Consider the following 21,065-nt stretch of genomic DNA (forward strand, 5'->3'; position numbering starts at 1 on the left):
GAGCTTGCCAGGGGCAGTCCGGAAGGTCCTGGCCAAGCACGTAACGGGTGTCCTCCGCTAGCCCTCTGACGTCTTGCCACCCGAACGGGGCGCTCCGACGGCCGCGCCGGCCTTGACCCCGCCGTCCTTGGGCGCGGACGGGGCCTCGAAGGACTCCAACGCCTCCAGGACGTCCTGGACACGGGAGATCTCGGCGTTGATGTCCTCGCGCCGGCGGACCAGCACGTCGAGTTCGCGCTGGCCCTCCTCGACCATGCGCCGCGCCTCCTGCTCGGCGTCCGCCTTGATCTTCGTGGCCTCGGCGACCAGCGAGGTCTTCTTCTGCTCGGCCTCCTTGAGCAGCCCCTCCGCCTTCTTCACGGCGGCGATCCGCACCTTGCTCGCCTCGGAGTTGGCCTCCGCGACCAGGTCCTTCGCCTTCGCCTCTGCCTCCGCGAGCTGCTCCTCGGCGGCCTTCACCAGCGCGTCGCAGCGCTCGCCGGCCGTCTTCATCGCCTCCGCGGACTCCCGGCGGGCCCGGTCGTGCAGCTCCTCGATCTCCGAGGTGATGCGGTCCCGCAGCTCCTCCGCGCGCTCCCTTATGGCGGTCGCGTCCCGGCGCGCGCCGACCAGCAGCTCGTCGGCGTCCGTACGGGCCCGCTCCACCCGGGTGTTGCCCTCCACGGTCGCCTCGGACACCAGCCGCTCGGCCTCGTTGCGGGCCGCGCCCACCATCGTGTCGGCCTGCGCCTCGGCGTCCGCCGTGGTCTTCTGCGCGGCCTGCTGCGCCTCCGAGAGGAGCTTGTCGGCCTCCGCCGCCGTCTCCGAGATGAGCGTGTCGACCTGCTCGGCCGCCTCGGAGCGCCGCTTGTTGGCCTCCTTGCGGGCCTCGTCGAGCGTCTGCTCGGCCTTCTCCCGCGCGGCCGCCGTGACCCGCTCGGCCTCCGCCGCCGCCTCCGCCTTGACGCGCTCCGCCTCGGTGCGGATCCGCTCCGCGTGCTGTTGCGCCGAGCCGACCGTCTCCGCGGCCTCCGCGCGCAGCCGCTCCGCGTCGCCCGTCGCGTCCGAGATGAGCTTCTCGGCCTTCGAGACGGACTCCGAACGGACCCGCTCCGCCTCCGCGGCCGTCTCCGCGGTCAGGCGCTCCGCCTCGGACCGCGCCTCGGTGATGAGGGTGTCCGCCTGCGTCGCCGCGTCCGAACGGATCCGGTTCGCGTCCTCCCTGGCCTCGGCACGGGTGCGCGAGGCGTCCTGATCGGCGTTCGCGATCGTGTCGGACGCCTCCGTACGGGCCCGCTGGGCGTGCTCCGCGGCGTCCGAGCGCAGCCGCTCGGACTCGGCGATCGCCTCCGCGACCGTACGCTCCGCGAGCGCCTTGGCGGCCTCCGACTCCTCGGACGCCTCCCGCCTGACCCGCGACGCGTCCTCGGAGGCGCGCTCCCGCTCGGCGTACGCGTCGGCACGGACCCGGTCCGCCTCCTCCTGCGCCTCGCCGCGCGTACGCTCCGCCGCGTGCTCGGCCGCCGAACGCAGCCCGGCGATCTCCTCCTGGGCCTGCTCGTGCAGCCCGGCCACCGCGTCCCGCACCTGCTGCGCGGTCTGCTCGGCGCTCGTGACCATCTCGGTCGCGCGCCGGTCGGCCTCCTCGACCAGCCGTACGGCCTCGGCCTGGGCCTCGTCCACCCGGGTGCGCGCGGACGCCAGCAGCTCCTCGCTCTGCTCGCGGGCCCGCTCGCGCTCCTGGTCCGCCTCCTGCCGCGCCGAGCCGAGCAGTTCCTCGGCCTCGCGACGGCGCCGGACGGCCTCCTCCTGAGCGGCGGCCAGCGTCTCCGCGCCCTCGGTCGCCAGCCGCTCCGCCGCGGCCTGCGCCTCCGCGCGTACCCGGTCGGCGGTGTCCTGGGCCTCCGACTTCAGCCGCTCGGCCTCCGCCGCGGCCTCCGAACGCAGCCGTACGGCGATGTTCTCGGCCTCGGCACGCGACGCGGACGCGTCCGCCGCCGCCTCCGTGCGCAGCCGGTCCGCCTCCGTCTCGGCCTGCGCCTGAAGCGTGCGGATCCGCTCGGCGGCCTCCGCGCGCAGCCGCTCCGCCTCCTCGGCCGCCTCGCGGCGGATCCGCTCGGCCTCCGCGCGGGCGTCGGTCAGCGCCTGCTCGGCCGCGGCCACACGCTCCTCGGCCTCCGTGCGCAGCCGGCCCAGCTCCTCGGCGGCCTCGGTCTGCCGCGCGGCGACGGCCCGCTCGGTCTCCTCGCGCAGCTCCCGCGCGGCCCGCTCGGCGTCCGCCTTGATGCCCTCGGACTGCTCGACGGCATCCGCGCGGTGCCGGTCGGCCTCGGCGCGCGTGCGCTCCAGGGTCTCCTCGGCCTGCCGGCGCAGCGTCGTCGCCCGCTCGATGGCCTCGGTGCGCACCCGCTCGCTGTCCGCCGTGGCGGTCGTCCGCAGCTCGTCCGCGTCCGCCTTCGCCTTGGCCAGCAGCTCCTCGGCGGTCTTGGCCGCCTCCTCGATCTGCTGGACGGCCTCGCGCCGCGCCTCGCCGCGGATCCGCTCGCCCTCGGAGACCGCCTCCGCCCGCAGCTGCTCGGCCTCGCCGCGCAGCCTGCGCGCCTCCTCCTGCAGCTCGACCGTCTTGGCCCGGTACTCCTTGGTGTCGTCCTTCGCCGCGCCCTTGAGCTCCTCGGCGATGTCGTGCGCCTGGGCCCGCAGCCGGTCCGCCTCGGCCTCCGCCTCGGAGCGGATCCGCTCGGCCTCCTCGGTCGCCGCCCGGGTGGTCTTCTTGGCGTCCTCCGACGCCTTGTCGAGCACCTCCTCGGCCGTCCGCGCCGCCTTGGCGAGCTGCGAGGCGGTCTCCTCGGCGGTGAGGCTGCGCGCGTTCTCCTCGGCCTCCGCGACGATCTTCTCGGCGGCCGCCTTGGCGTCCGCGACGAGCTGCTCGGCGTCCGCCTTGGTGGTCTCGGCCTCCTTCGTCGCCTCGCTGACCAGCCGGGCGACCTGCTCCTTCGCGGTGCGCGTGCGCTGCTCGTTCGCCGACTCCGCGCTGGACAGCGCCTTGGCGGCGGCCTCCTTCGCCTCGGCGACCAGCTTGTCGGCCTCGGCGCGCGCCTCGCGCAGCGCCTTCTCGGCCTCCGCCATCCGCTGCTCGGCGGTCCGGCTCAGCTCGGTGGCCTGGCGGCGCGCGGCGTCCGACTCGGTGGCGGTGGAGCTGCGCAGCTGCTCGGCGTGCTCGGTGGCCTCCTGGGCCTGCGTCGACGCGGCGTTCAGCAGCCGCTCGGCGTCCGAGCGGGCGCGGCGCAGCAGCTGCTCGGCCTCAGCGCGGGCCGCCTCGGCGTCGTTCGTCAGCCGCTGGCGGGCCTCGGCGGCGATCCGCTCGGCCTCGGCACGAGCGGCGGCCAGCGCCTGGTCGGCCTCGGCACGCGACTCCTCCAGGAGCCGGCGCGCCTGCTGTTCGGTGCGGGCCCGCAGCTGCTCGGCCCAGGCCACGTTCTCGTTGACGTGCGACTCGACGGTCTGCCGGCGCTCGGCCAGCTCCTGGTCGAGCTGCTGGCGGCGGGTCACCGCCTCCTGGTGCAGCTCCGCCTGGAGGCGCGCGGCCTGCTCGGCGTGCTCCTGGAGGATGCGCTGCGTCTGGGCACGGGCCTGGCTCAGCTCCCGCTCGGCGTCCGCGCGCAGCTGGTCGGCCTGGATCTGGGCGTTACGGAGCAACTGCTCGGCCTGATAGCCGATGTCCGCACCGTCGTAGGCAGGACGGGTCGCCAGACTGCGGCGCGCCTCGTGCAGCTTGGCGCGCAGCACCTCGACCTGATAGCCGAGGTCCTCGGCGTGCTGGACGGCCTTCTCCCGCTCGGTCTTCAGCCGTTCCATCTCGGCCTCGAACCGAGAGAGGTGGTCGACGTCAGCCGCCGGCTCTCGCTCCTGGCGTTCGTAGCCCCGCACTGCGCGGTCCCATCCGTCCCCTGGTCGCAAGTCTTTCCGAACGAGCTCCGTCCGTCCGCCGAACGGGGCCCCCGGGGAATGGTGTCAGATCAACGGCGGAGCATGGGCTGCTGCCCCGACGCTCGCCCCCCGAAACCTGGACCCCGGCCCTGGTCCTGTCGCAGACAGAACCCGGGGCCGGTCCAACGACAGGCCCCGGGCCGCCCCGATGAGGCGGCGGCCGTCCCCAACCCTACCGGCCCAGATATACGGAGGTCAGTGCTCAGGTGACTCAACAGCCGCCGAAGTGACCAGTTCTGTCAGCACGCCATGACAATCCTTGGGGTGGAGGAAGGTGATCCGGGAGCCCATGGACCCGATGCGGGGCTCGTCGTAGAGGACTCGTACGCCCTTGTCCTTGATGTCGGCCGCGTCGCCGTCGACGTCCGCGGTGCCGAAGGCGATGTGGTGGACCCCCTCGCCGTTCTTGGCCAGCCACTTCCCCACGGCGGAGTCCTCGCGGGTGGGTTCGAGCAGCTGGAGGTAGGAGGCGCCGCCGTCGGACGTCTCGTTGATCTTGAGCATGGCCTCGCGGACGCCCTGCTCCTCGTTGACCTCGGAGTGGAACACCTCGAAGCCGTACGTCGCCCGGTAGAACTCGACAGTCCTGTCGAGGTCGAAACAGGCGATCCCGATGTGGTCGATTCGCGTCAGCATGGAGTCAGTGCAGCGCTCCTGGCGTGGTTACGCAACGTGCGCGCGATCACACCGCGGGCCGGATGACGGGTGGCGTACCGCTCAGTACATTCTCAGTAAACCCTCGTTCACTCCTCGGCTGTGCAAGCCGGTAAGGGGATCGCACCTCATGTCTGGAACGAACAGCACGACCTCCGTGATCGTCGCGGGTGCCCGCACCCCGATGGGACGGTTGCTCGGCTCGCTGAAGTCCTTCTCCGGAGCCGACCTCGGAGGATTCGCGATCAAGGCCGCCCTCGACCGTGCGGGCATCGGCGGCGACCAGGTGCAGTACGTCATCATGGGCCAGGTTCTGCAGGCCGGGGCGGGGCAGATCCCGGCACGGCAGGCCGCGGTCAAGGCCGGCATCCCGATGAGCGTGCCGGCGCTCACCATCAACAAGGTGTGTCTGTCGGGCCTCGACGCCATCGCGCTCGCCGACCAGCTCATTCGCGCCGGCGAATTCGACGTGGTGGTCGCCGGCGGCCAGGAGTCCATGACGAACGCCCCGCACCTGCTCCCGAAGTCCCGTGAGGGCTACAAGTACGGTGCGATCCAGATGCTCGACGCCATGGCGTACGACGGGCTGACGGACGCCTTCGAGAACATCGCCATGGGCGAGTCGACGGAGAAGCACAACACCCGTCTCGGCATCGCCCGTCCCGAGCAGGACGAGATCGCGGCGCTGTCCCACCAGCGGGCCGCCGCCGCCCAGAAGAACGGGATCTTCGAGGCGGAGATCACGCCGGTCGAGATCCCGCAGCGCAAGGGCGAGCCCGTCGTCTTCAGCCAGGACGAGGGCATCCGCGGCGACACCACCACCGAGTCGCTCGGCAAGCTGCGGCCCGCCTTCACCAAGGACGGCACCATCACCGCTGGCACCTCCTCGCAGATCTCGGACGGCGCCGCCGCCGTGGTCGTGATGAGCAAGGCCAAGGCGCAGGAGCTGGGTCTGGAGTGGATCGCCGAGATCGGCGCGCACGGGAACGTGGCCGGGCCGGACAACTCGTTGCAGTCGCAGCCGTCCAACGCCATCCAGCACGCCCTCAAGAAGGACGGCCTGGACGTCGCGGATCTTGACCTGATCGAGATCAACGAGGCGTTCGCCGCGGTCGCCGTGCAGTCGATGAAGGACCTCGGCGTGACCTCGGACAAGGTGAACGTCAACGGTGGTGCGATCGCGCTGGGTCACCCGATCGGGATGTCCGGTGCGCGGCTCGTCCTCCACCTCGCGCTGGAGCTCAAGCGGCGCGGTGGTGGCGTGGGCGCGGCGGCGCTGTGCGGTGGCGGTGGGCAGGGTGACGCGCTGATCGTGCGGGTACCCAAGGCCTGACACCGGGGGTTCGTCCCGCCGGCGGGGTGATCCCGGGTGCTCGTCCCGTCGGACCGCTGTTCGCCCCTTTCGTACGACTCGACTGAACGGAGCTGTGATGCAGGACGTCTCCTCACTGGTGGCCCAGGCCAGGGAAGGACGGCCGCGGGCCGTGGCCCGGCTGATCTCCCTGGTGGAGGGGGCGTCCGAGCAGCTCCGCGAGGTCATGGCGGCGTTGGCTCCGCTCGCCGGGAACGCCTACGTCGTCGGGCTGACCGGGTCGCCGGGTGTCGGTAAGTCGACGTCCACGTCGGCGCTCGTGACCGCCTACCGGCGGCTGGGCCGGCGGGTGGGGGTGCTCGCCGTCGACCCGTCGTCGCCGTTCTCGGGTGGTGCGCTGCTCGGGGACCGGGTGCGGATGTCCGAGCACGCGTCGGACCCGGGGGTGTACATCCGCTCGATGGCCACCCGCGGGCACCTGGGCGGGCTCGCCTGGGCGGCCCCCCAGGCGATCCGTGTCCTGGACGCGGCGGGTTGCGACGTCGTCCTGGTCGAGACCGTCGGCGTCGGGCAGTCCGAGGTGGAGATCGCCTCGCAGGCCGACACGTCCGTGGTGCTGCTCGCCCCCGGCATGGGGGACGGGATCCAGGCGGCCAAGGCCGGGATCCTGGAGATCGGTGACGTGTACGTCGTGAACAAGGCCGACCGGGACGGGGCCGACGCGACGGCCCGCGAGCTGAACCACATGCTCGGGCTCGGGGAGTCCCGGGGGCCGGGGGACTGGCGGCCGCCGATCGTGAAGACGGTCGCGGCGCGCGGGGAGGGCATCGACGAGGTCGTCGAGGCCCTGGAGAAGCACCGGGCGTGGATGGAGGAGCGCGGGGTGCTGGCCGAGCGGCGGCTGGCGCGGGCCTCTCGCGAGGTCGAGACGATCGCGGTCACCGCGCTGCGGGAGCGGATCGGCGACCTGCACGGCGACCGCCGCCTGAGCGCGCTGGCGGAGCGGATCGTGTCGGGCGAGTTGGACCCGTACGGGGCGGCGGACGAACTGGTGGCGGGGCTTACGCGGGGCTGAGGTGTGTGGCGTCCGGCCCGGTGGGCGCCTGGCGCCTTTGGTCCGGTGGGTGGGTCGGGGCCGTGCCGGTACATCCGGCCGTCGGTAGTCGTTGCCGGCCCCCGTTACCAGCGTTCCTCGGTCGGGTACGTCCCCGTCTCGACGGCCATTTGATGTACCGGCACGGCCCCTTCCGTCGCAGGGCGACTGCGGGCCGTGGGGGCTGAGCCGCGGGGGCGCGGGCGCGGTGGCTCCGGTGCGGGCCGCTGGGCGACGCCCACCCCTGGCCGGGTGCGGCCGTCCGCCCGCTCCCGCTGCGGGCATGCGTGCCGCTCGGGGCGGCACGGGTGGGCGCAGGCGGCTCCCCGTAGGCGCCGGGCTCGCCGACCCACCCCCACCCAGCTGCGGCACCGGGTGCCGATGAGAGCGAGGGGGGAGTGGGCCCACCTAGGCGGTCGTGCGGGCTAAGTGGGCCCTCCCTCAAAGATGTTGAGGGCGTGTCAGCTGGCGTCCGGGGTTACCTGGGTGTTGGTCAGGGAGATCTGCCAGTCCTGGGGCTTGCCGTCGGTGCGGGTCTCCGCCTCCCACGCACCCGCGTCCTCGTCGAGCTCGACCGACGTGACCGTCCCCTTCGCGGCGGCGGCCCGAGCCGCCTCCGCCGCGGACGTGGAGCCGCCCTTCAGCGCGACCCGGACCTCGGCGGCGTCGTCCTCGTCCTCGGCCCCGGAGCCGAGGACCTTGCCGGTGCCGGGGTCGATCCGGACGCTGTGCCAGGCGCCGCTCCCGGCCAGCACGTCGACCTCCCACGCCACGGGGCCCCCGTCGTCGTCGAGGTCCACGCCGACGGCGGTACCCGGCGTACGGGCCAGAGCCGCGTCGACGGCCTCGGCGGCGCTCACCTTCGCGGAGGTCGCGGCGGCGTCCTCGCTGTCGCGGGCGTCGTCGTTCCGGTCGTCGTCCGCGTCCCGTACGCTCGACCGCCGCGTGTCGTCGTCGCCCGAGACCGCGAGGGCCGTGGCGGAGCCGCCCGCGACGAGGGTCGCGGCGGCGACGGTGGCGATGACGAGGTTGCGCTTCATGGGGGTTCCTCCCGGTGTGTGTGGACTGTGACGCCGTGTTTCGACGGGATCAATCTGCCCGGCGGACCTGAACCCGGCCTGAAGCCGCCTGAAGCCCTCTTCAGCTTCGGTTTGCGACGCTGGGCGCATGCGCCTGTTGATCGTGGAGGACGAGAAGCGGCTGGCCCTGTCGCTCGCGAGGGGACTGACCGCCGAGGGCTTCGCCGTGGACGTCGTCCACGACGGGCGGGAGGGCCTCCACCAGGCGGGTGAGGGGACGTACGACCTCGTGATCCTCGACATCATGCTGCCCGGCATGAACGGCTACCGCGTCTGCGCCGCTCTGCGCGCCGCCGGCCACGACGTGCCGATCCTGATGCTCACCGCCAAGGACGGCGAGTACGACGAGGCGGAGGGCCTCGACACGGGCGCCGACGACTACCTGACGAAACCGTTCTCGTATGTGGTGCTGGTGGCGCGGGTGAAGGCCCTGCTGCGCCGGCGCGGCACGTCCGGGGCCTCGCCGGTGCGGGTGGTCGGCGACCTCAGGCTGGACGCGGCGGCCCGGCGCGTGTTCCTCCGCGAGGACGAGATCGCCCTCACCACCAAGGAGTTCTCCGTGCTGGAGCAGCTCGTCGTGCGGGCCGGCGAGGTGGTCTCCAAGGCCGACATCATGGAGCACGTCTGGGACTTCGCGTACGACGGGGACCCGAACATCGTCGAGGTGTACGTGAGCACGCTGCGCCGCAAGCTGGGGGCCGAGCTGATCAGGACCGTGCGCGGCGCCGGGTACCGGCTGGACGCCCGATGAGGCGCCTCTTCGGCTCCGTCCGCGCCAAGGCCACCCTCGGCGCCACCGTCGTCGTCGCGATCGCGCTGGTCGCCGCCGGGACCGCCGTACTGCTCTCGCTGCGGTCCAACCTGATCGTGCAGGCCGGTACGCAGGCCGAGCGCACCGCGCGGGAGGTGGCCGCCGACCTGGCCGGCGGGACCCCCTACGACGAGCTGTCGCTGGACGACGACCAGCCGGTGCAGGTGGTGGACGGGTCCGGGCGGCTGGTCGCCGTGAGCGAGCACCTGGAGCGGATCAGCGGCACCGGCGTCGACACCGTGCGGCCCGTGTCCCCGGCGGCGGCCGGGCGCGACGACCACGGCGGCGAGGACCGCGGGGACGACGACTCGCCGGAACCGGGCGAGATCGGCGACGAGGTGGAGTACAGCGAGGGGCCCGCCACGATCGACGGGGACGGCGCCGACTACCGCTTCGCGGCCGTGGAGGTGAGCGTCGAGGACAAGGGCGACCTCACCGTGTACGCCGGTTCGCCGCTGTCGGCCGAACAGAGCGCCGTGGGCACCGCGCTGACCGTGATGCTGATCGGGTTCCCGCTGCTGCTGGCCGTGGTCTCCGGTGTGACCTGGCTGGTCACCCGGCGGGCGCTGCGCCCGGTGGAGGGCATCCGGACGGAGATGGCCGCGATCACGGCCTCGGAGGACCTTGCGCGCCGGGTGCCGGTGCCCGCCACGCACGACGAGGTCGCCCGGCTCGCCCGGACCACCAACGAGACGCTGGCCGCCCTGGAGGCGTCCGTGGAGCGGCAGCGGCGGTTCGTCGCGGACGCCTCGCACGAACTGCGCAGCCCCATCGCCTCGTTGCGGACCCAGCTGGAGGTGGGCGCGGCCCATCCCGGGCTGCTGGACGTCGCGGGCGCGGTCGAGGACACCGTACGGCTGCAGCGGCTCGCCGCCGATCTGCTGCTGCTGGCGCGGCTGGACGCGGGGGAGGGGCCCGGGGACGCCCGGTTCGACCTGGGCGCGCTCGTGCGGGAGGAGGCGGCCGGGCGCACGGGGGTCACGGCGGACGCCGAGGCGGTCGAGGTGACCGGCTCCCGGGGGCAGCTGGCGCGGCTGCTGGCCAACCTGCTGGACAACGCGGGCCGGCACGCGCGCGCCCGGGTCGCGGTCACCCTGCGCCGGGAGGGCGCCCGGGCCGTGCTCGGGGTCGCGGACGACGGCGCGGGCGTGCCGGTGGCGGAGCGGGAGCGGATCTTCGAGCGGTTCGTACGGCTCGACGACGCCCGCAGCCGCGACGACGGCGGGGCCGGTCTGGGCCTCGCCATCGCCCGCGACGTCGCGCTGCGGCACGGCGGCACGCTCACCGTCCGCGAGGCGCCCGGAGGTGGGGCGCTCTTCGAACTCAGGCTGCCCGTGGGCCGGTCGGCACGGGGCGCCGGGGTCGGGTGACGGTCAGGGACGGCCCCGCTGGCCCCGCAGCTGCTCCGCGATCGGGGTCAGCGACTTGTGGAGGTCGTTCAGGGCCTCCGGGGAGAGCAGGTCGATGAAGTGCCGGCGGACGGACGCCACATGGTGCGGGGCGACCTTCCGCATCGTCTCCAGGCCGTGGTCGGTGAGGACCGCGTACAGTCCTCGTCGGTCGGATTCGCAGTTCTCACGACGTACCAGGTTCGCGTTCTCCATGCGGGTGATCTGGTGCGAGAGGCGGCTCTTGGACTGGAGGGTGGCGGACGCGAGGTCGCTCATCCGCATCCGGACGTCCTCCGACTCGGAGAGATTCACCAGGATCTCGTAGTCGTTCATCGTCAGTCCGAACGGCTGCAAGTCCTTCTCGAGCTGATACGTCAACAGCCTGTTGACCTCCAGGTGGGTGCGCCAGGCGCACTGCTCCGCATCGGTCAGCCAGCGCGTGGCCGTCTCGGTCTCCATGAATGAAGTCTACCTAAAAGGTTGAAAGGCGAACTAGTGAGGGCGGTGTGACTACGCGCACGCGTTCGACGTCACACTCCGCAGACTACCGCTCACAGCCCGAAGCGACGCTGGAGGTCCCCCAGCTGTCCGGGAAGACGCGGTGCGCCGGCTTGCCCTCCGGGCTGACCCGGTACCCCGCCGCCGCCCGGTACGCCGGCCTGCTGCGGGACCGCTCCGGTGGCCTGCTCGGCCATCAGTGCCTCGGACGACTGGAGCAGCACCGTACCCGCCCCCACGAACTCGAACTGGTGCTCCTCGCCGGAGGCCCCGCCGATGCCCGTCATCGCACGTAGACCGCCCATGACACCTGTCATGTAGCCGTGGTCGTAGTGGTGGCAGGGGGAGGGGCAGTCGGCCCATCCGACGAGCGCCTGCGGGTCCACCCGGATCGGCGGTTCCATGAACACCACGGGGCCGTTCGACGCGGCCACGAACTTGCCCGTTCCGATGAGCGTCAGGAAGCCCGGGACGATCGACTGCTTCAGCGCGAGACTTGGCTGAAAAGCGAGCAGGTTGCCCGAGCGAATGGTCAGGTTGCCCTCTTCGAGGTCGTACGAATTCACGTCGAAGGCCCGGTCAGCGAGGAGCATCTTGCCCGAGCCCTCGGCCACCACCCAGTCGCTCGCGTGCAGAGGCGAATGGAACGACGTACGCACCAGACGGTCCAGCCGGCCGTGCCCGATGCCGTTGAACTCCATCGAGCCGTAGTAGGCGATCATCTTGCCCTTCTGCAGGAACCACTGGCTCCCCTTGAGCTCCACGCAGAAGGTGTACTTGTTCACGTTGTCGTCGACCGGCAGGGTCGCCGGGTCGAAGATCACCGGGCCCTGGGCCCCGTACGCGCTCACAGCTTCTCCTCCGAGGCCTGGACGTACACCGCACCGCTGCCGCTCAGCTCCAGCTGGAACGCCTCGCCCGAGCCGCGGCCCACCATGTCCCGCCAGCCGAGCGCCGTCGACAGCTTGTTGCGCACGTCGCCGTGGTGCGCCACGTACGCCTGCGGGTCGACGTGGACCGGGCGCTGCGGGGTGATCGGGACCTGGACCACACCGCCGTGCGCCATGACCGCGACCGCGCCGTGGCCCTTCAGGGTCGTGGTGAACAGGCCCTGGCCCGTCACCTGGCCGCGCACCATGCCCATGACCCCGCCCTGCGAGCCCATGAACATCGTGCCCTGCTCCAGCGTGCCGTCGAAGGCGAGCAGCCGGTCGGCCTCCACGTACAGGGTGTCGCCGGTGAGGGTGATGACCTCGATGTGGTGGCCGCCGTGCCCGAAGAACACGGTGCCGGAGCCCTCGACGGTCATCAGGGGGGTGGCCTCGTTCGCCAGGCGGCGGCCGATCATGGACATCACCCCGCCCTGGCCGCCCTGCATGTTGGGCGTGAAGGAGACCTCGCCCTTGTAGGCGAGCATCGCGCCGCGCTGACTGAACAGCCGCTGGCCCGGCAGGACCGTCGCCTCGATCATCTTCGAGTTGATCTCGCGGAAGGGCATGTCACACATCCCCCGCGATCGTGTTGCGCTCGCTGGGCTGGACGTAGACCAGGCCGTCGCCCTCGAAGCGGATCTGGAAGGCCTCGCCGCCACCCTCGCCCATGAACGTGCGGAACGTCACACCGGACTGGAAGGACTGCCGCACGTTGCCCTGGTGCGCGATGTACGCGCCCGGGTCGACGGTCAGCGGGTACTGGGCACTGACCCGCAGGACCACCGCGGGGCCGTCGGACATGATCGCCGCCTGGCCGTGGCCCTCCACGGTCGTCGTGAACAGGCCGTTGCCCTGGGAGGCGCCGCGCAGGCCGGTGAAGGACGTGCCCGTCCGCAGGCCGGCGTCCGTCGCGAGCAGGTTGCTGGACTCGACGTACAGCTTGTCCCCCTGGAGGTTCACGAGATTGATCTCGGAGGCCCGGTCGGCGAAATAGCAGGTCCCCTGCCCTTTCACCTCCATCATGATCATCTGCTCGCCGGTGAGACGCCGGGTCACCATCCCCCGTATCCCCTCACCGCCGCCGCTGAGCTTCTTGAAGGCCATCTGCCCGTCGTACGCGACCATCGAGCCGTTCTTCGCCTTCACGGCGTCGCCGGTCATGTCTACGGCCAGCACCTTGCTGCCTTGGAGTCGGAACATCGCCACGGTGTGAAGGTAGCCGCCGGAGGTGGCCGCCGACAGGGCCTCAGGGTGGAGAACGACCCCGAGCGCACCCTGACGGGGAGGGCCGTCACCCCCGGACCAGGGCGCTCCGGCCCGGATGCCACAATGAAGGAACGCTTGTGCGTGCGTTCACAAAGCGCCCCTGCCCGCCGACAGCGAATCCCCCGAAGGTGACCCGTGGACCTGAAGACCGCCACCGCCCTCCGCCGCCTGCGCCTGGTCTCGGCGCCCGAGGCCGTGTCCTTCCTCCTGCTGCTGGTCTGCTCGGTGCTCAAGCGCACCACGGACTTCAACGCGGTGCCCGTCATGGGCGCGATCCACGGTGTCCTGTTCATCCTGTACGTGATCTTCTGGGCCGACGCCTGGAACCGCACGAAGTGGCCGCTGGGGACCGCCGCCCTCTACTTCGTGCTCTCCGTGCTGCCCACCGGCGGGTTCTTCGCCGAGCGCAAGCTGCGGCGCGAGGCCGAGGACGCGGTCATCGCGTCCCGCGCCCGCCGCGAGGGAGTCGTGAAGGCGTCATGATCGTCGCCTTCTCCGTGACGCCGCTGGGAGTCGGCGAGGACGTGGGCGAGTACGTCGCCGACGCGGTCCGGGTGGTCCGCGAGTCGGGCCTGCCGAACCGCACCGACGCCATGTTCACCTCGATCGAGGGGGAGTGGGACGAGGTCATGGACGTGGTGAAACGTGCGGTCGCCGCCGTGGAGCGGCGGGCGCCCCGGGTCTCCCTCGTCCTGAAGGCCGACATCAGGCCCTCCGTCACCGACGGCCTGACGTCCAAGGTGGCGACGGTGGAACGCCACCTGTCGGCGTAGCCACCGAACAGCTCCACGTGAACCCCGGTCCGGCGGACCGGGGTTTTTCCGTGCCGCCGCACAGGGGCGCCTGCTCGGGAACGGTGTCCGTCCCGGCGGCGCCTCTTCGCGCGCCAAGGGGTTTGAGCGATCGCTCAAACGACGCTACGATCCCGTCCAGTTGATTTGAGCAGTCGCTCAATCGGCAGGCCGAGCTGGGGGGTTCGTGATGGGGATCTACGTGGAGGCGCGCATCCGGGGGCCGCTCGACACGGTGTGGGAGCGCACGCAGGACCCCGGCCGGCACCAGCGCTGGGACCTGAGGTTCACCCAGATCGCCCCGCTCCCGCACGCGCCCGGCGCACCGCGGCACTTCCGGTACGCCACGCGCGTGCTGCCGCTGCTGACCGTCTCCGGCACCGGCGTCTCGGCCGGCGAACGGGAACGCCCGGACAGCACCCGCACCTCCGCGCTGCGGTTCGCCTCACCGCACCCGCTCTCCCCGCTCGCCGAGGGCAGCGGCTACTGGCGCTACGTGCCCGACGGCGACGGGGTCCGCTTCCTCACCGGGTACGACTACCGCCCGCGCTGGGGCCGCCCCGGCGCTCTGGCCGACCGTCTCCTCTTCCGGCCGCTGATGGGCTGGGCCACCGCCTGGTCCTTCGACCGGCTGCGCCTCTGGGTGGAGCGGGGCATCACCCCGGAGCGGGCGCGGCGGAACTGGGCGGCCGAGCTGCTGGCGCGGGCCCTGCTCGCCACGGCCGGGTGCGCGGGCCTCGGACTCGCCCCGCGCACCGGCCCGTTCGGCCCGCTGTCGCCCGCGGCGGCCTACCTCTGCCCGCTGCTGTGCCTGGTCGCCGTCGCCCTCGCCCTGCTGGCTGCACCCCTGCCCGGCACCCCGGCCGCCCGCCGCTGCCTGCGCACACCGCCGGCCCGCACCCACGCCCCGCGCCTTCTCGCCACCCTGGAGCAGCCGTCGTGACCTCGATCTTCCGTACCGTCATGGGTACCGACTTCGACCGGCTGCACCCGCAGTTGCGCCGCCGCTTCTCCGTCGGCCTCACGTCCGGCGAGGCGTGCACGGGCCACGGCGTCATGGACCGGATCTGGCACGGCCGCGGTTTCGTGAAGCCGTTCCTCGCCCTCGGCGGCACCCGCCACATCCTGGTCCCGCGCGCGGGCCGCGACGTCCCCTTCACCATCGAGAACGTGCCGTACTCCGACGGGTTCGGCCGTGAGACGGTGACGTTCGTGCGCACCTTCGACCTGCCCGGCGGCCCCCGGCGCTTCGACGCCCAGATGGTGCTCGGCCCCCGGGGCGACCGCGTCCTCGACTACCTCGGCACCCACCAACACCTCGCCAGCGACCTCCACTTCAGCGCCGAGGCCGACGGCTCCCTGCTCGTCCGCTCCGGGGAACACCGCTTCCGTGAGGGCCCGGTGGACCTGCGGGTCCCCGAACTCCTCGGCGGTCAGGCCGAGGTGCGCGAGTCCTTCGACGACACCACCGGCCGCTTCCGCATCCGGGTGCGGGTCGTGAACCGCCGCTTCGGCCCGCTGTTCGGGTACGAGGGCTCCTTCCGGGCCACGTACGCCGACGTCCGCACCAGCGGCGTACGGGCCGGGCTGCGTCCCGTGCGCGAGGAGGCCCGCGCGTGAGCGAGGCGACCCGGGCCAAACTCCTGGAGGGCGCGCTGCGGACGCTCACGGAGCAGGGCATCGCCAAGACCTCCGCCCGCACGATCGCCGCGACGGCCGGGGTCAACCAGGCGCTGGTCTTCTACCACTTCGGCACGGTCGACGAACTGCTCGCGGCCGCCTGCCGGTACGGCGCCGAGCAGCGGGTCGCCCGCCACCGCGAACGCCTCGCCGGCATCTCGTCCCTGTCCGAACTCCTCGCCTTCGGGCGGGAGATGCACGTGGAGGAACGCGCCGGCGGACATGTCGCCGTCCTCGGGCAGCTGCTCGCCGGAGCGCAGACGCATCCCCGGATCGCGCCGGCCACCGCGGCCGGCCTCGACCTGTGGATCACGGAGATCGAGCAGGTCCTCACCCGGGTCCTGGCCGGCACACCGTTCGGGGAGTTCACCGACCCGGCGGGCCTGGCGCGGGCGGTCGCCGCGTCCTTCGTCGGGATCGAGCTGTACGAGGGCGTCGACCCGGAGGGGGCCGGAGTGGCCCTCGCCGCGCTGGACCAGCTCGCCGTCCTGCTCTCGGCGGTCGAGTCCCTGGGCCCGGTGGCCCAGCGCGCGGTCCGCCACCACCTGCGCCGGTCCCGCCCCTGAGCTCCGCCCGCCCGAGGCGGCGCCGCTGCCCGGCGCCGCCCTAGCGCGCCCCCGCCCGCCCCGCGGCCGACGCCGGGGGCGGGCCCGCCGGCCTGGCTCCGCGCCTCCCGTGGACGTGCCCGCGGCCGTGACGCCGGCCGGTGCGGCTCCCGTACTCCGTCTGACCCGTCCAGTTCGACACGTCACAGAAACTCCACTTGTGTGGGGGTATCGGCTCGTTCGATCACCCCGTTTCAATCACTGGAGGGCGCTGTGCGGCCCGAGGGCTACGACTACGACACCTACAGCCGACTGGCGGGACCGCTCACGCAGCCGCCCGCCTCGGCCTACCGGGTGCAGTACACAAAGCTCCTCTCGCGAGAGCCGCGTCGAATACGAGCCGTCCTCCTGATGACGCTGGCGCCCCTCCTCACCTGCCTGCTCCTCGTCTACCTGGTGTGGCCCACCCACTGGGTCGAGCGCGAGGGCGGTGCCCGCTGGCTCATCGGACTCGACGTCACCATGCTCATATCGATCGGCCTGATCGAGCTGTTCATGGTCGTCAACGTCGCCTCCATCGCCCACGCCACGATGGTCGCCCGCGACCCAATCCCCGTCGTCCCGCAGCCCGGCACCCGCGTCGCGTTCCTCACCACGTACGTGCCCGGCAAGGAACCCCTCTCGATGGTCCGCGCCACCCTCGAAGGCGCCGTCAGGGTCACCCACACCGGCCCCCTCGACGTCTGGCTCCTCGACGAGGGCGACGACGAGCAGGCCAAGGCCCTGTGCGCCGAGCTCGGCGTACGGCACTTCACCCGGCTCGGCGTCCCCGAGTGGAACCGGGAGAAGGGCGTCCACAAGGCCCGCACCAAGCACGGCAACTACAACGCGTGGATCGCGATGCACGGCGGCGAATACGAGTTCTTCGCCTCCGTGGACACCGACCACGTCCCGCTGCCCGGCTTCCTGGAGCGGATGATGGGGTACTTCCGCGACCCGGACGTCGCGTTCGTCGTCGGACCGCAGGTCTACGGCAACTACGACAGCCCCGTCACCAAGGCCGCCGAGTCGCAGCAGTTCCTCTTCCACGCGCTCATCCAGCGCGCCGGGAACCGCTACCGCGCACCCATGTTCGTCGGCACCAACAACGTCGTGCGGATCGCCGCGCTCCGCCAGATCGGCGGCCTGTACGACTCCATCACCGAGGACATGGCGACCGGCTTCGAGCTGCACCGCCACCGCAACCCGTTGACGGGCGGCCACTGGCGCTCGGTCTACACCCCCGACGTGCTCGCCGTCGGCGAGGGCCCCGCGTCCTGGACCGACTTCTTCACCCAGCAGCTGCGCTGGTCCCGCGGCACCTACGAGACCCTGTTCAAGCAGTACTGGAAGGCGCCGTTCACGATGCCTCCCGGCCGCCTGTTCTCGTACACGATGATGCTCGTCTACTACCCGATGACGGCCGTCAACTGGCTCCTGGGCATCCTCAGCTGCGTCCTGTTCCTGTGGTTCGGCGCCTCGGGCACCCAGGTCGCGGCGTCCGTCTGGCTGATGCTCTACAGCGACGCGGCGGCGCTGCAGATCGGGCTGTACCTGTGGAACCGGCGGCACAACGTCTCCCCGCACGAACCGGAGGGCTCCGGCGGTCTCGCCGGGATGGCGATGTCGGCGCTCTCGGCGCCGATCTACCTCAAGTCGCTGAGCGCCGCACTCAAGCGCACCCCCAGCCGGTTCGTGGTCACCCCCAAGGGCGGCGGCGCCAGCCCCGACCGGCTGGCGACCTTCCGCATCCATCTCTCCTGGGCGGCGCTCCTCGCGTTCTCGCTGCTCGTGTCGTTCGTCTTCGGCCACACCCACGCGGCCATGCGCACCTGGGCCGTCCTCGCCATGGGGATCTCCCTGGCGCCCGTCGGGGTGTGGCTCACCACCCAGCTCAAGGACCGCAGGGCCGGTGCGCTGCCTCGGCCGGCCGCGGCCCGGATCCCCGAAGCCAAGGAGCCCGCGCTCGCCACCGGCGGCACCCCGACCCCGGTCTCCGGTTCCACGACAGGAGGCAACTAGGCCATGGCCTACCGGCCCTCGAAGAAGACCAAGAAGACCGTGCTGAGCATCGGCGGCATCGCCGTGCTCGCCGGGCTCAACGCCCCGGCCGCGCTCGGCTTCGCCGAGGAGCAGTACTACGAGTACAAGATCGCCCAGCCCGCCTACAAGGCCCGGTACGGCTCCTGGTCGCAGCTGGACATCCCCAAGGAGTTCCGTACCAACGCCATCCACGCCGCCCTGCTGCACACCGGCAAGGTGCTGATCGTGGCGGGCTCGGGCAACGAGATCAAGAAGTTCGACAAGGGCTCCTTCGACACCGTCCTGTGGGATCCGCGGAAGAACACCTTCAAGAAGATCCCGACCCCCGACGACTTCTTCTGCTCCGGGCACGCCCAGCTCCCGGACGGCAGGCTGCTGGTGGCCGGCGGCACCGCCCGCTACGAACGGCTCGACGGCGAGGTGGAGCGGGCCGGCGGCGGGATGCGGGTGAAGAACGAGGACCCCGACAAGGCGATGGTCCTGAAGAAGGGGACCCGTTTCCGCTCACCGGCCGGCGTCGAGTACGTCAGCAAGTTCGAGGTGACGATCCCGCGGGCCAAGCGCACGCAGGAGATCACGTACAACCGGGCGGGCGTCATGCAGCCCTGGAAGACCAAGGTCACCGCGAGCGAGGCCCGCGTCTTCGTGGAGGCCACCGAGAAGGGCCCGCTGTCCGTGACGGACAAGCAGGCCCAGTACGAGATCGTCGGGCTGAAGGGCAAGGACGGGGCCAACACGTACGGGATCTCCGAGAAGATCACCCTGGACAAGCAGGACTTCCAGGGGATCAGGGCGGCCTACGAGTTCGACCCCAAGGCGGAGAAGTACATCCCCGTCGACCCGATGGCCAAGGCCCGCTGGTACCCGACGCTCGTCGGCCTCGACGACGGCCGGGTGCTGGCCGTCTCCGGTCTCGACGACGTCGGGGTGATCGACCCGGGCGACAACGAGATCTACGACCCCGAGACCAAGCAGTGGACGCCCGGCCCCAAGCGGTACTTCCCGACGTACCCCGCCCTCTTCCTCACCAAGGGCGGCAAGCTGTTCTACCCGGCGTCCAACGCCGGGTACGGCCCCGCGGACAAGGGCCGTGAGGCGGGCCTGTGGGACCTGGAGTCCAACACCTTCCGGAAGGTGCCGGGGCTGCGGGACGCGGACGCCACCGAGACGTCCGCCTCGCTGCTCCTGCCGCCGGCCCAGGACCAGAAGGTGATGATCCTCGGCGGGGGAGGCGTCGGCGAGTCCAGGAAGTCGACGCCCCGCACGGCGGTGGTCGACCTCAAGAAGGACAACCCCGTCTTCGAGGACGGGCCGGACCTGCCGCAGGGCACCCGTTACCTGAACAGCGTGATCATGCCGGACGACTCGGTGTTCACCACGAACGGGGCGAAGGACTACCGGGGCCGCAGCGCCAGCAACATCCACAAGGCGCAGTTCTACGACCCGAAGTCCAACACCTTCCGCGCCGCGGCCGCACCCCGGGTGGGACGCAACTACCACTCCGAGGCGCTGCTGCTGCCCGACGGCCGGGTCGCCACCTTCGGCTCCGACCCGCTCTTCGACGACCAGCAGAACACCAAGCTGGGCCACTTCGAGCAGCGCATGGAGGTCTTCACCCCGCCGGCCCTGCACAAGAACGGCAAGAACCGTCCGGTGCTCGGCGACGGGCCCGAGGAACTCGACCGGCAGCACCGCGCGACCTTCGCCACCGACCACCCGGAACGCGTCGCCAAGGCCCGGCTGATGCGTCCCAGCGCGGTCACCCACACGACGGACGTCGAGCAGCGCTCCATCGACCTGAAGGTCGACAAGGACCGGTCGTCGGTGACCGTGCAGGTGCCGAAGGACCCGAGCCTGGTGCCGCCCGGCTGGTACATGCTGTTCGTGACGGACGCGGACGGCACCCCGTCCGAGGCGAAGTGGATCCAGGTGCCGTAGCCCGACGGACCGGCTACGCCCCGGAGTTGCGCGCCAGCCCCAGGGCGTAGTCGGGCCACCACTGGCCGGCCGCCGGTCCGCCCCGGCACTGCCCGTCCGACTCGCCGGGCCGCTTGATCCACAGATAGGCGTCGAGGGCGGGCTCCGAGGTGTCGGTCGTCGGACTGGTGCCGAGGGCCCGGCCGGGCGGGTTGCACCAGGCGTCGCCGCGGTCGCCGCGCAGCGGGCCGTTGCCGTTGCGGCTGGTGTCGATCACGAAGTGCTTGCCGCCGAGGCTCCTGGAGAGCCGGACGCCGTACTCCTTCGTGGTGCCGTCCGTCTGGAAGTTGGAGACGTTCAGCGAGAAGCCGTCGGCGTGCTCGACGCCCGCCCGCCGGAGCGGCTCGACCAGCCGGGAGGGGTCGTCGATCCAGGCGGGGTTGCCGGAGTCCAGGTACACCTTGGTGCCCGGCTGCTGCTTGAGGCGGACGATCGCCTCCGACAGCAGCTGCTCGCGCTCGGCGTGGTACTCGGCGGGCGTGCAGCCGTCCACGACGTGCGCGACCGCGTCCGGCTCCAGGACGACGAGCGCCTTGCTGTCGCCGAGCGCCTCCGCGAACCGCCCGATCCACTGCCGGTAGGCGTCCGCGTCCGGCGCCCCGCCCGCCGAGTGCTGACCGCAGTCGCGGTGCGGGATGTTGTACGCGACGAACAGCGCCGTACGCCCTTCCCGCGTCGCCGCCGATGTGGCGGTCCTGATCACGGCGCCCGGGTCGTCGCCGGCCGGCCACAGCGCGGCCGGCTGCCGGGCGATCCGCTTCAGCAGGTCGGCGTCGTGCGTGCGGCCCTCCCGCCGCCACAGCTGGATCTGCTGGGCGGCCGGGCTCGCGGGGTCGACCCAGAACGGGGACCGTGCGACGGAGTCCCCGTCCCGGGACGCGCCCCGGGCGACGGAGGCCCGGTCGGCGTCGGGCGCGGACGAGCAGCCCGCCGCGAGCCCGAGCGTCGCGAGGACCGCGAAGGTACGGATCAGCCGGGACATCCTGCC

Annotated in this window: 19 protein-coding genes; 11 read left to right on the plus strand and 8 right to left on the minus strand. The window is 72.2% G+C overall.

All coding sequences use genetic code 11. The features are described 5' to 3' along the window. Positions 1-57 precede the first annotated feature (57 nt). Positions 58-3,906 carry a polarized growth protein Scy gene (gene scy / locus ACZ4VA_RS35625; RefSeq protein ID WP_356169450.1) on the minus strand — a complete coding sequence of 1,283 codons (3,849 nt, stop codon included), beginning with the start codon at positions 3,904-3,906 and terminating at the stop codon, positions 58-60. A 255-nt stretch (positions 3,907-4,161) separates the two neighbouring features. After that, the gene (mce, locus tag ACZ4VA_RS35630) at positions 4,162-4,602 is read right to left on the minus strand and encodes a methylmalonyl-CoA epimerase (RefSeq protein WP_355792002.1); all 441 of its coding nucleotides are present in this window, start codon (positions 4,600-4,602) and stop codon (positions 4,162-4,164) included. 148 nt (positions 4,603-4,750) lie between these two features. On the opposite strand from mce, the gene ACZ4VA_RS35635 reads away from it, so the two are divergent. Together ACZ4VA_RS35635 and meaB are read left to right on the plus strand one after the other, a co-directional pair. Next, positions 4,751-5,953: an acetyl-CoA C-acetyltransferase gene (locus ACZ4VA_RS35635; RefSeq protein WP_468084047.1), complete on the plus strand. Its 1,203-nt coding sequence runs from the start codon at positions 4,751-4,753 to the stop codon at positions 5,951-5,953. Positions 5,954-6,050: 97 nt separating this feature from the next. Continuing rightward, positions 6,051-7,007: a methylmalonyl Co-A mutase-associated GTPase MeaB gene (gene meaB, locus ACZ4VA_RS35640; RefSeq protein WP_355792008.1), complete on the plus strand. Its 957-nt coding sequence runs from the start codon at positions 6,051-6,053 to the stop codon at positions 7,005-7,007. 479 nt (positions 7,008-7,486) lie between these two features. On the opposite strand, the gene ACZ4VA_RS35645 is transcribed toward meaB, so the two are convergent. Beyond that, entirely contained in the window at positions 7,487-8,065 is a 579-nt protein-coding gene (locus tag ACZ4VA_RS35645) for a PepSY domain-containing protein (protein WP_356169459.1), read from the minus strand. A gap of 127 nt (positions 8,066-8,192) precedes the next feature. Here ACZ4VA_RS35645 and ACZ4VA_RS35650 point away from each other — a divergent pair, with 127 nt between their 5' ends. Next, positions 8,193-8,855, plus strand: coding sequence for a response regulator transcription factor (locus ACZ4VA_RS35650; RefSeq protein WP_355794075.1), 663 nt, complete (start codon positions 8,193-8,195; stop codon positions 8,853-8,855). Then, positions 8,852-10,285, plus strand: a complete 1,434-nt coding sequence (locus ACZ4VA_RS35655; protein ID WP_452922127.1) for a sensor histidine kinase — start codon at positions 8,852-8,854, stop codon at positions 10,283-10,285. The genes ACZ4VA_RS35650 and ACZ4VA_RS35655 overlap by 4 nt, the downstream gene beginning before the upstream one ends. 3 nt (positions 10,286-10,288) lie before the next feature. On the opposite strand, the gene ACZ4VA_RS35660 is transcribed toward ACZ4VA_RS35655, so the two are convergent. From ACZ4VA_RS35660 to ACZ4VA_RS35675, 4 genes are all read right to left on the minus strand, one after another. Then, a complete protein-coding gene (locus ACZ4VA_RS35660; RefSeq protein WP_121406028.1) occupies positions 10,289-10,765 on the minus strand; it encodes a MarR family winged helix-turn-helix transcriptional regulator in 477 nt (158 codons plus the stop codon). Positions 10,766-10,857: 92 nt separating this feature from the next. Next, the gene (locus tag ACZ4VA_RS35665; protein ID WP_355785701.1) at positions 10,858-11,655 is read right to left on the minus strand and encodes an AIM24 family protein; all 798 of its coding nucleotides are present in this window, start codon (positions 11,653-11,655) and stop codon (positions 10,858-10,860) included. Beyond that, a complete protein-coding gene (locus ACZ4VA_RS35670) occupies positions 11,652-12,302 on the minus strand; it encodes an AIM24 family protein (RefSeq protein WP_355785714.1) in 651 nt (216 codons plus the stop codon). The genes ACZ4VA_RS35665 and ACZ4VA_RS35670 overlap by 4 nt, the downstream gene beginning before the upstream one ends. 1 nt (position 12,303) lies before the next feature. Beyond that, positions 12,304-12,936: an AIM24 family protein gene (locus ACZ4VA_RS35675; RefSeq protein WP_355785698.1), complete on the minus strand. Its 633-nt coding sequence runs from the start codon at positions 12,934-12,936 to the stop codon at positions 12,304-12,306. A 201-nt stretch (positions 12,937-13,137) separates the two neighbouring features. Here ACZ4VA_RS35675 and ACZ4VA_RS35680 point away from each other — a divergent pair, with 201 nt between their 5' ends. The 7 genes from ACZ4VA_RS35680 to glxA all read left to right on the plus strand — a co-directional run bounded on the left by ACZ4VA_RS35680 (position 13,138) and on the right by glxA (position 20,038). Further along, positions 13,138-13,485 (plus strand): DUF3817 domain-containing protein, encoded by a 348-nt coding sequence (locus ACZ4VA_RS35680; RefSeq protein ID WP_355785695.1) that lies wholly within the window; start codon positions 13,138-13,140, stop codon positions 13,483-13,485. Beyond that, positions 13,482-13,775, plus strand: a complete 294-nt coding sequence (locus ACZ4VA_RS35685) for an MTH1187 family thiamine-binding protein (RefSeq protein WP_355785692.1) — start codon at positions 13,482-13,484, stop codon at positions 13,773-13,775. Before ACZ4VA_RS35680 ends, ACZ4VA_RS35685 begins: the two co-directional genes overlap by 4 nt. Before the next feature lie 208 nt (positions 13,776-13,983). Further along, positions 13,984-14,736: a hypothetical protein gene (locus ACZ4VA_RS35690; RefSeq protein ID WP_468084052.1), complete on the plus strand. Its 753-nt coding sequence runs from the start codon at positions 13,984-13,986 to the stop codon at positions 14,734-14,736. Continuing rightward, on the plus strand, positions 14,733-15,413 hold the full coding sequence (locus ACZ4VA_RS35695) for a DUF4166 domain-containing protein (protein ID WP_468084054.1): 681 nt from the start codon (positions 14,733-14,735) through the stop codon (positions 15,411-15,413). Before ACZ4VA_RS35690 ends, ACZ4VA_RS35695 begins: the two co-directional genes overlap by 4 nt. Next, a complete protein-coding gene (locus tag ACZ4VA_RS35700; protein ID WP_356169473.1) occupies positions 15,410-16,039 on the plus strand; it encodes a TetR/AcrR family transcriptional regulator in 630 nt (209 codons plus the stop codon). Before ACZ4VA_RS35695 ends, ACZ4VA_RS35700 begins: the two co-directional genes overlap by 4 nt. A 252-nt stretch (positions 16,040-16,291) precedes the next feature. Then, positions 16,292-18,079: a glycosyltransferase family 2 protein gene (locus ACZ4VA_RS35705; protein ID WP_355789177.1), complete on the plus strand. Its 1,788-nt coding sequence runs from the start codon at positions 16,292-16,294 to the stop codon at positions 18,077-18,079. Positions 18,080-18,082: 3 nt separating this feature from the next. Then, on the plus strand, positions 18,083-20,038 hold the full coding sequence (gene glxA / locus ACZ4VA_RS35710) for a radical copper oxidase GlxA (protein ID WP_355789174.1): 1,956 nt from the start codon (positions 18,083-18,085) through the stop codon (positions 20,036-20,038). Positions 20,039-20,051: 13 nt separating this feature from the next. Here the strand turns inward: glxA and ACZ4VA_RS35715 are convergent, their stop codons facing one another. Beyond that, complete coding sequence (locus ACZ4VA_RS35715; RefSeq protein WP_468084057.1) at positions 20,052-21,059, minus strand: glycoside hydrolase family 6 protein; 1,008 nt, start codon at positions 21,057-21,059, stop codon at positions 20,052-20,054. Positions 21,060-21,065 lie beyond the last annotated feature (6 nt).

Source organism: Streptomyces sp. NPDC028308 (assembly GCF_055565855.1).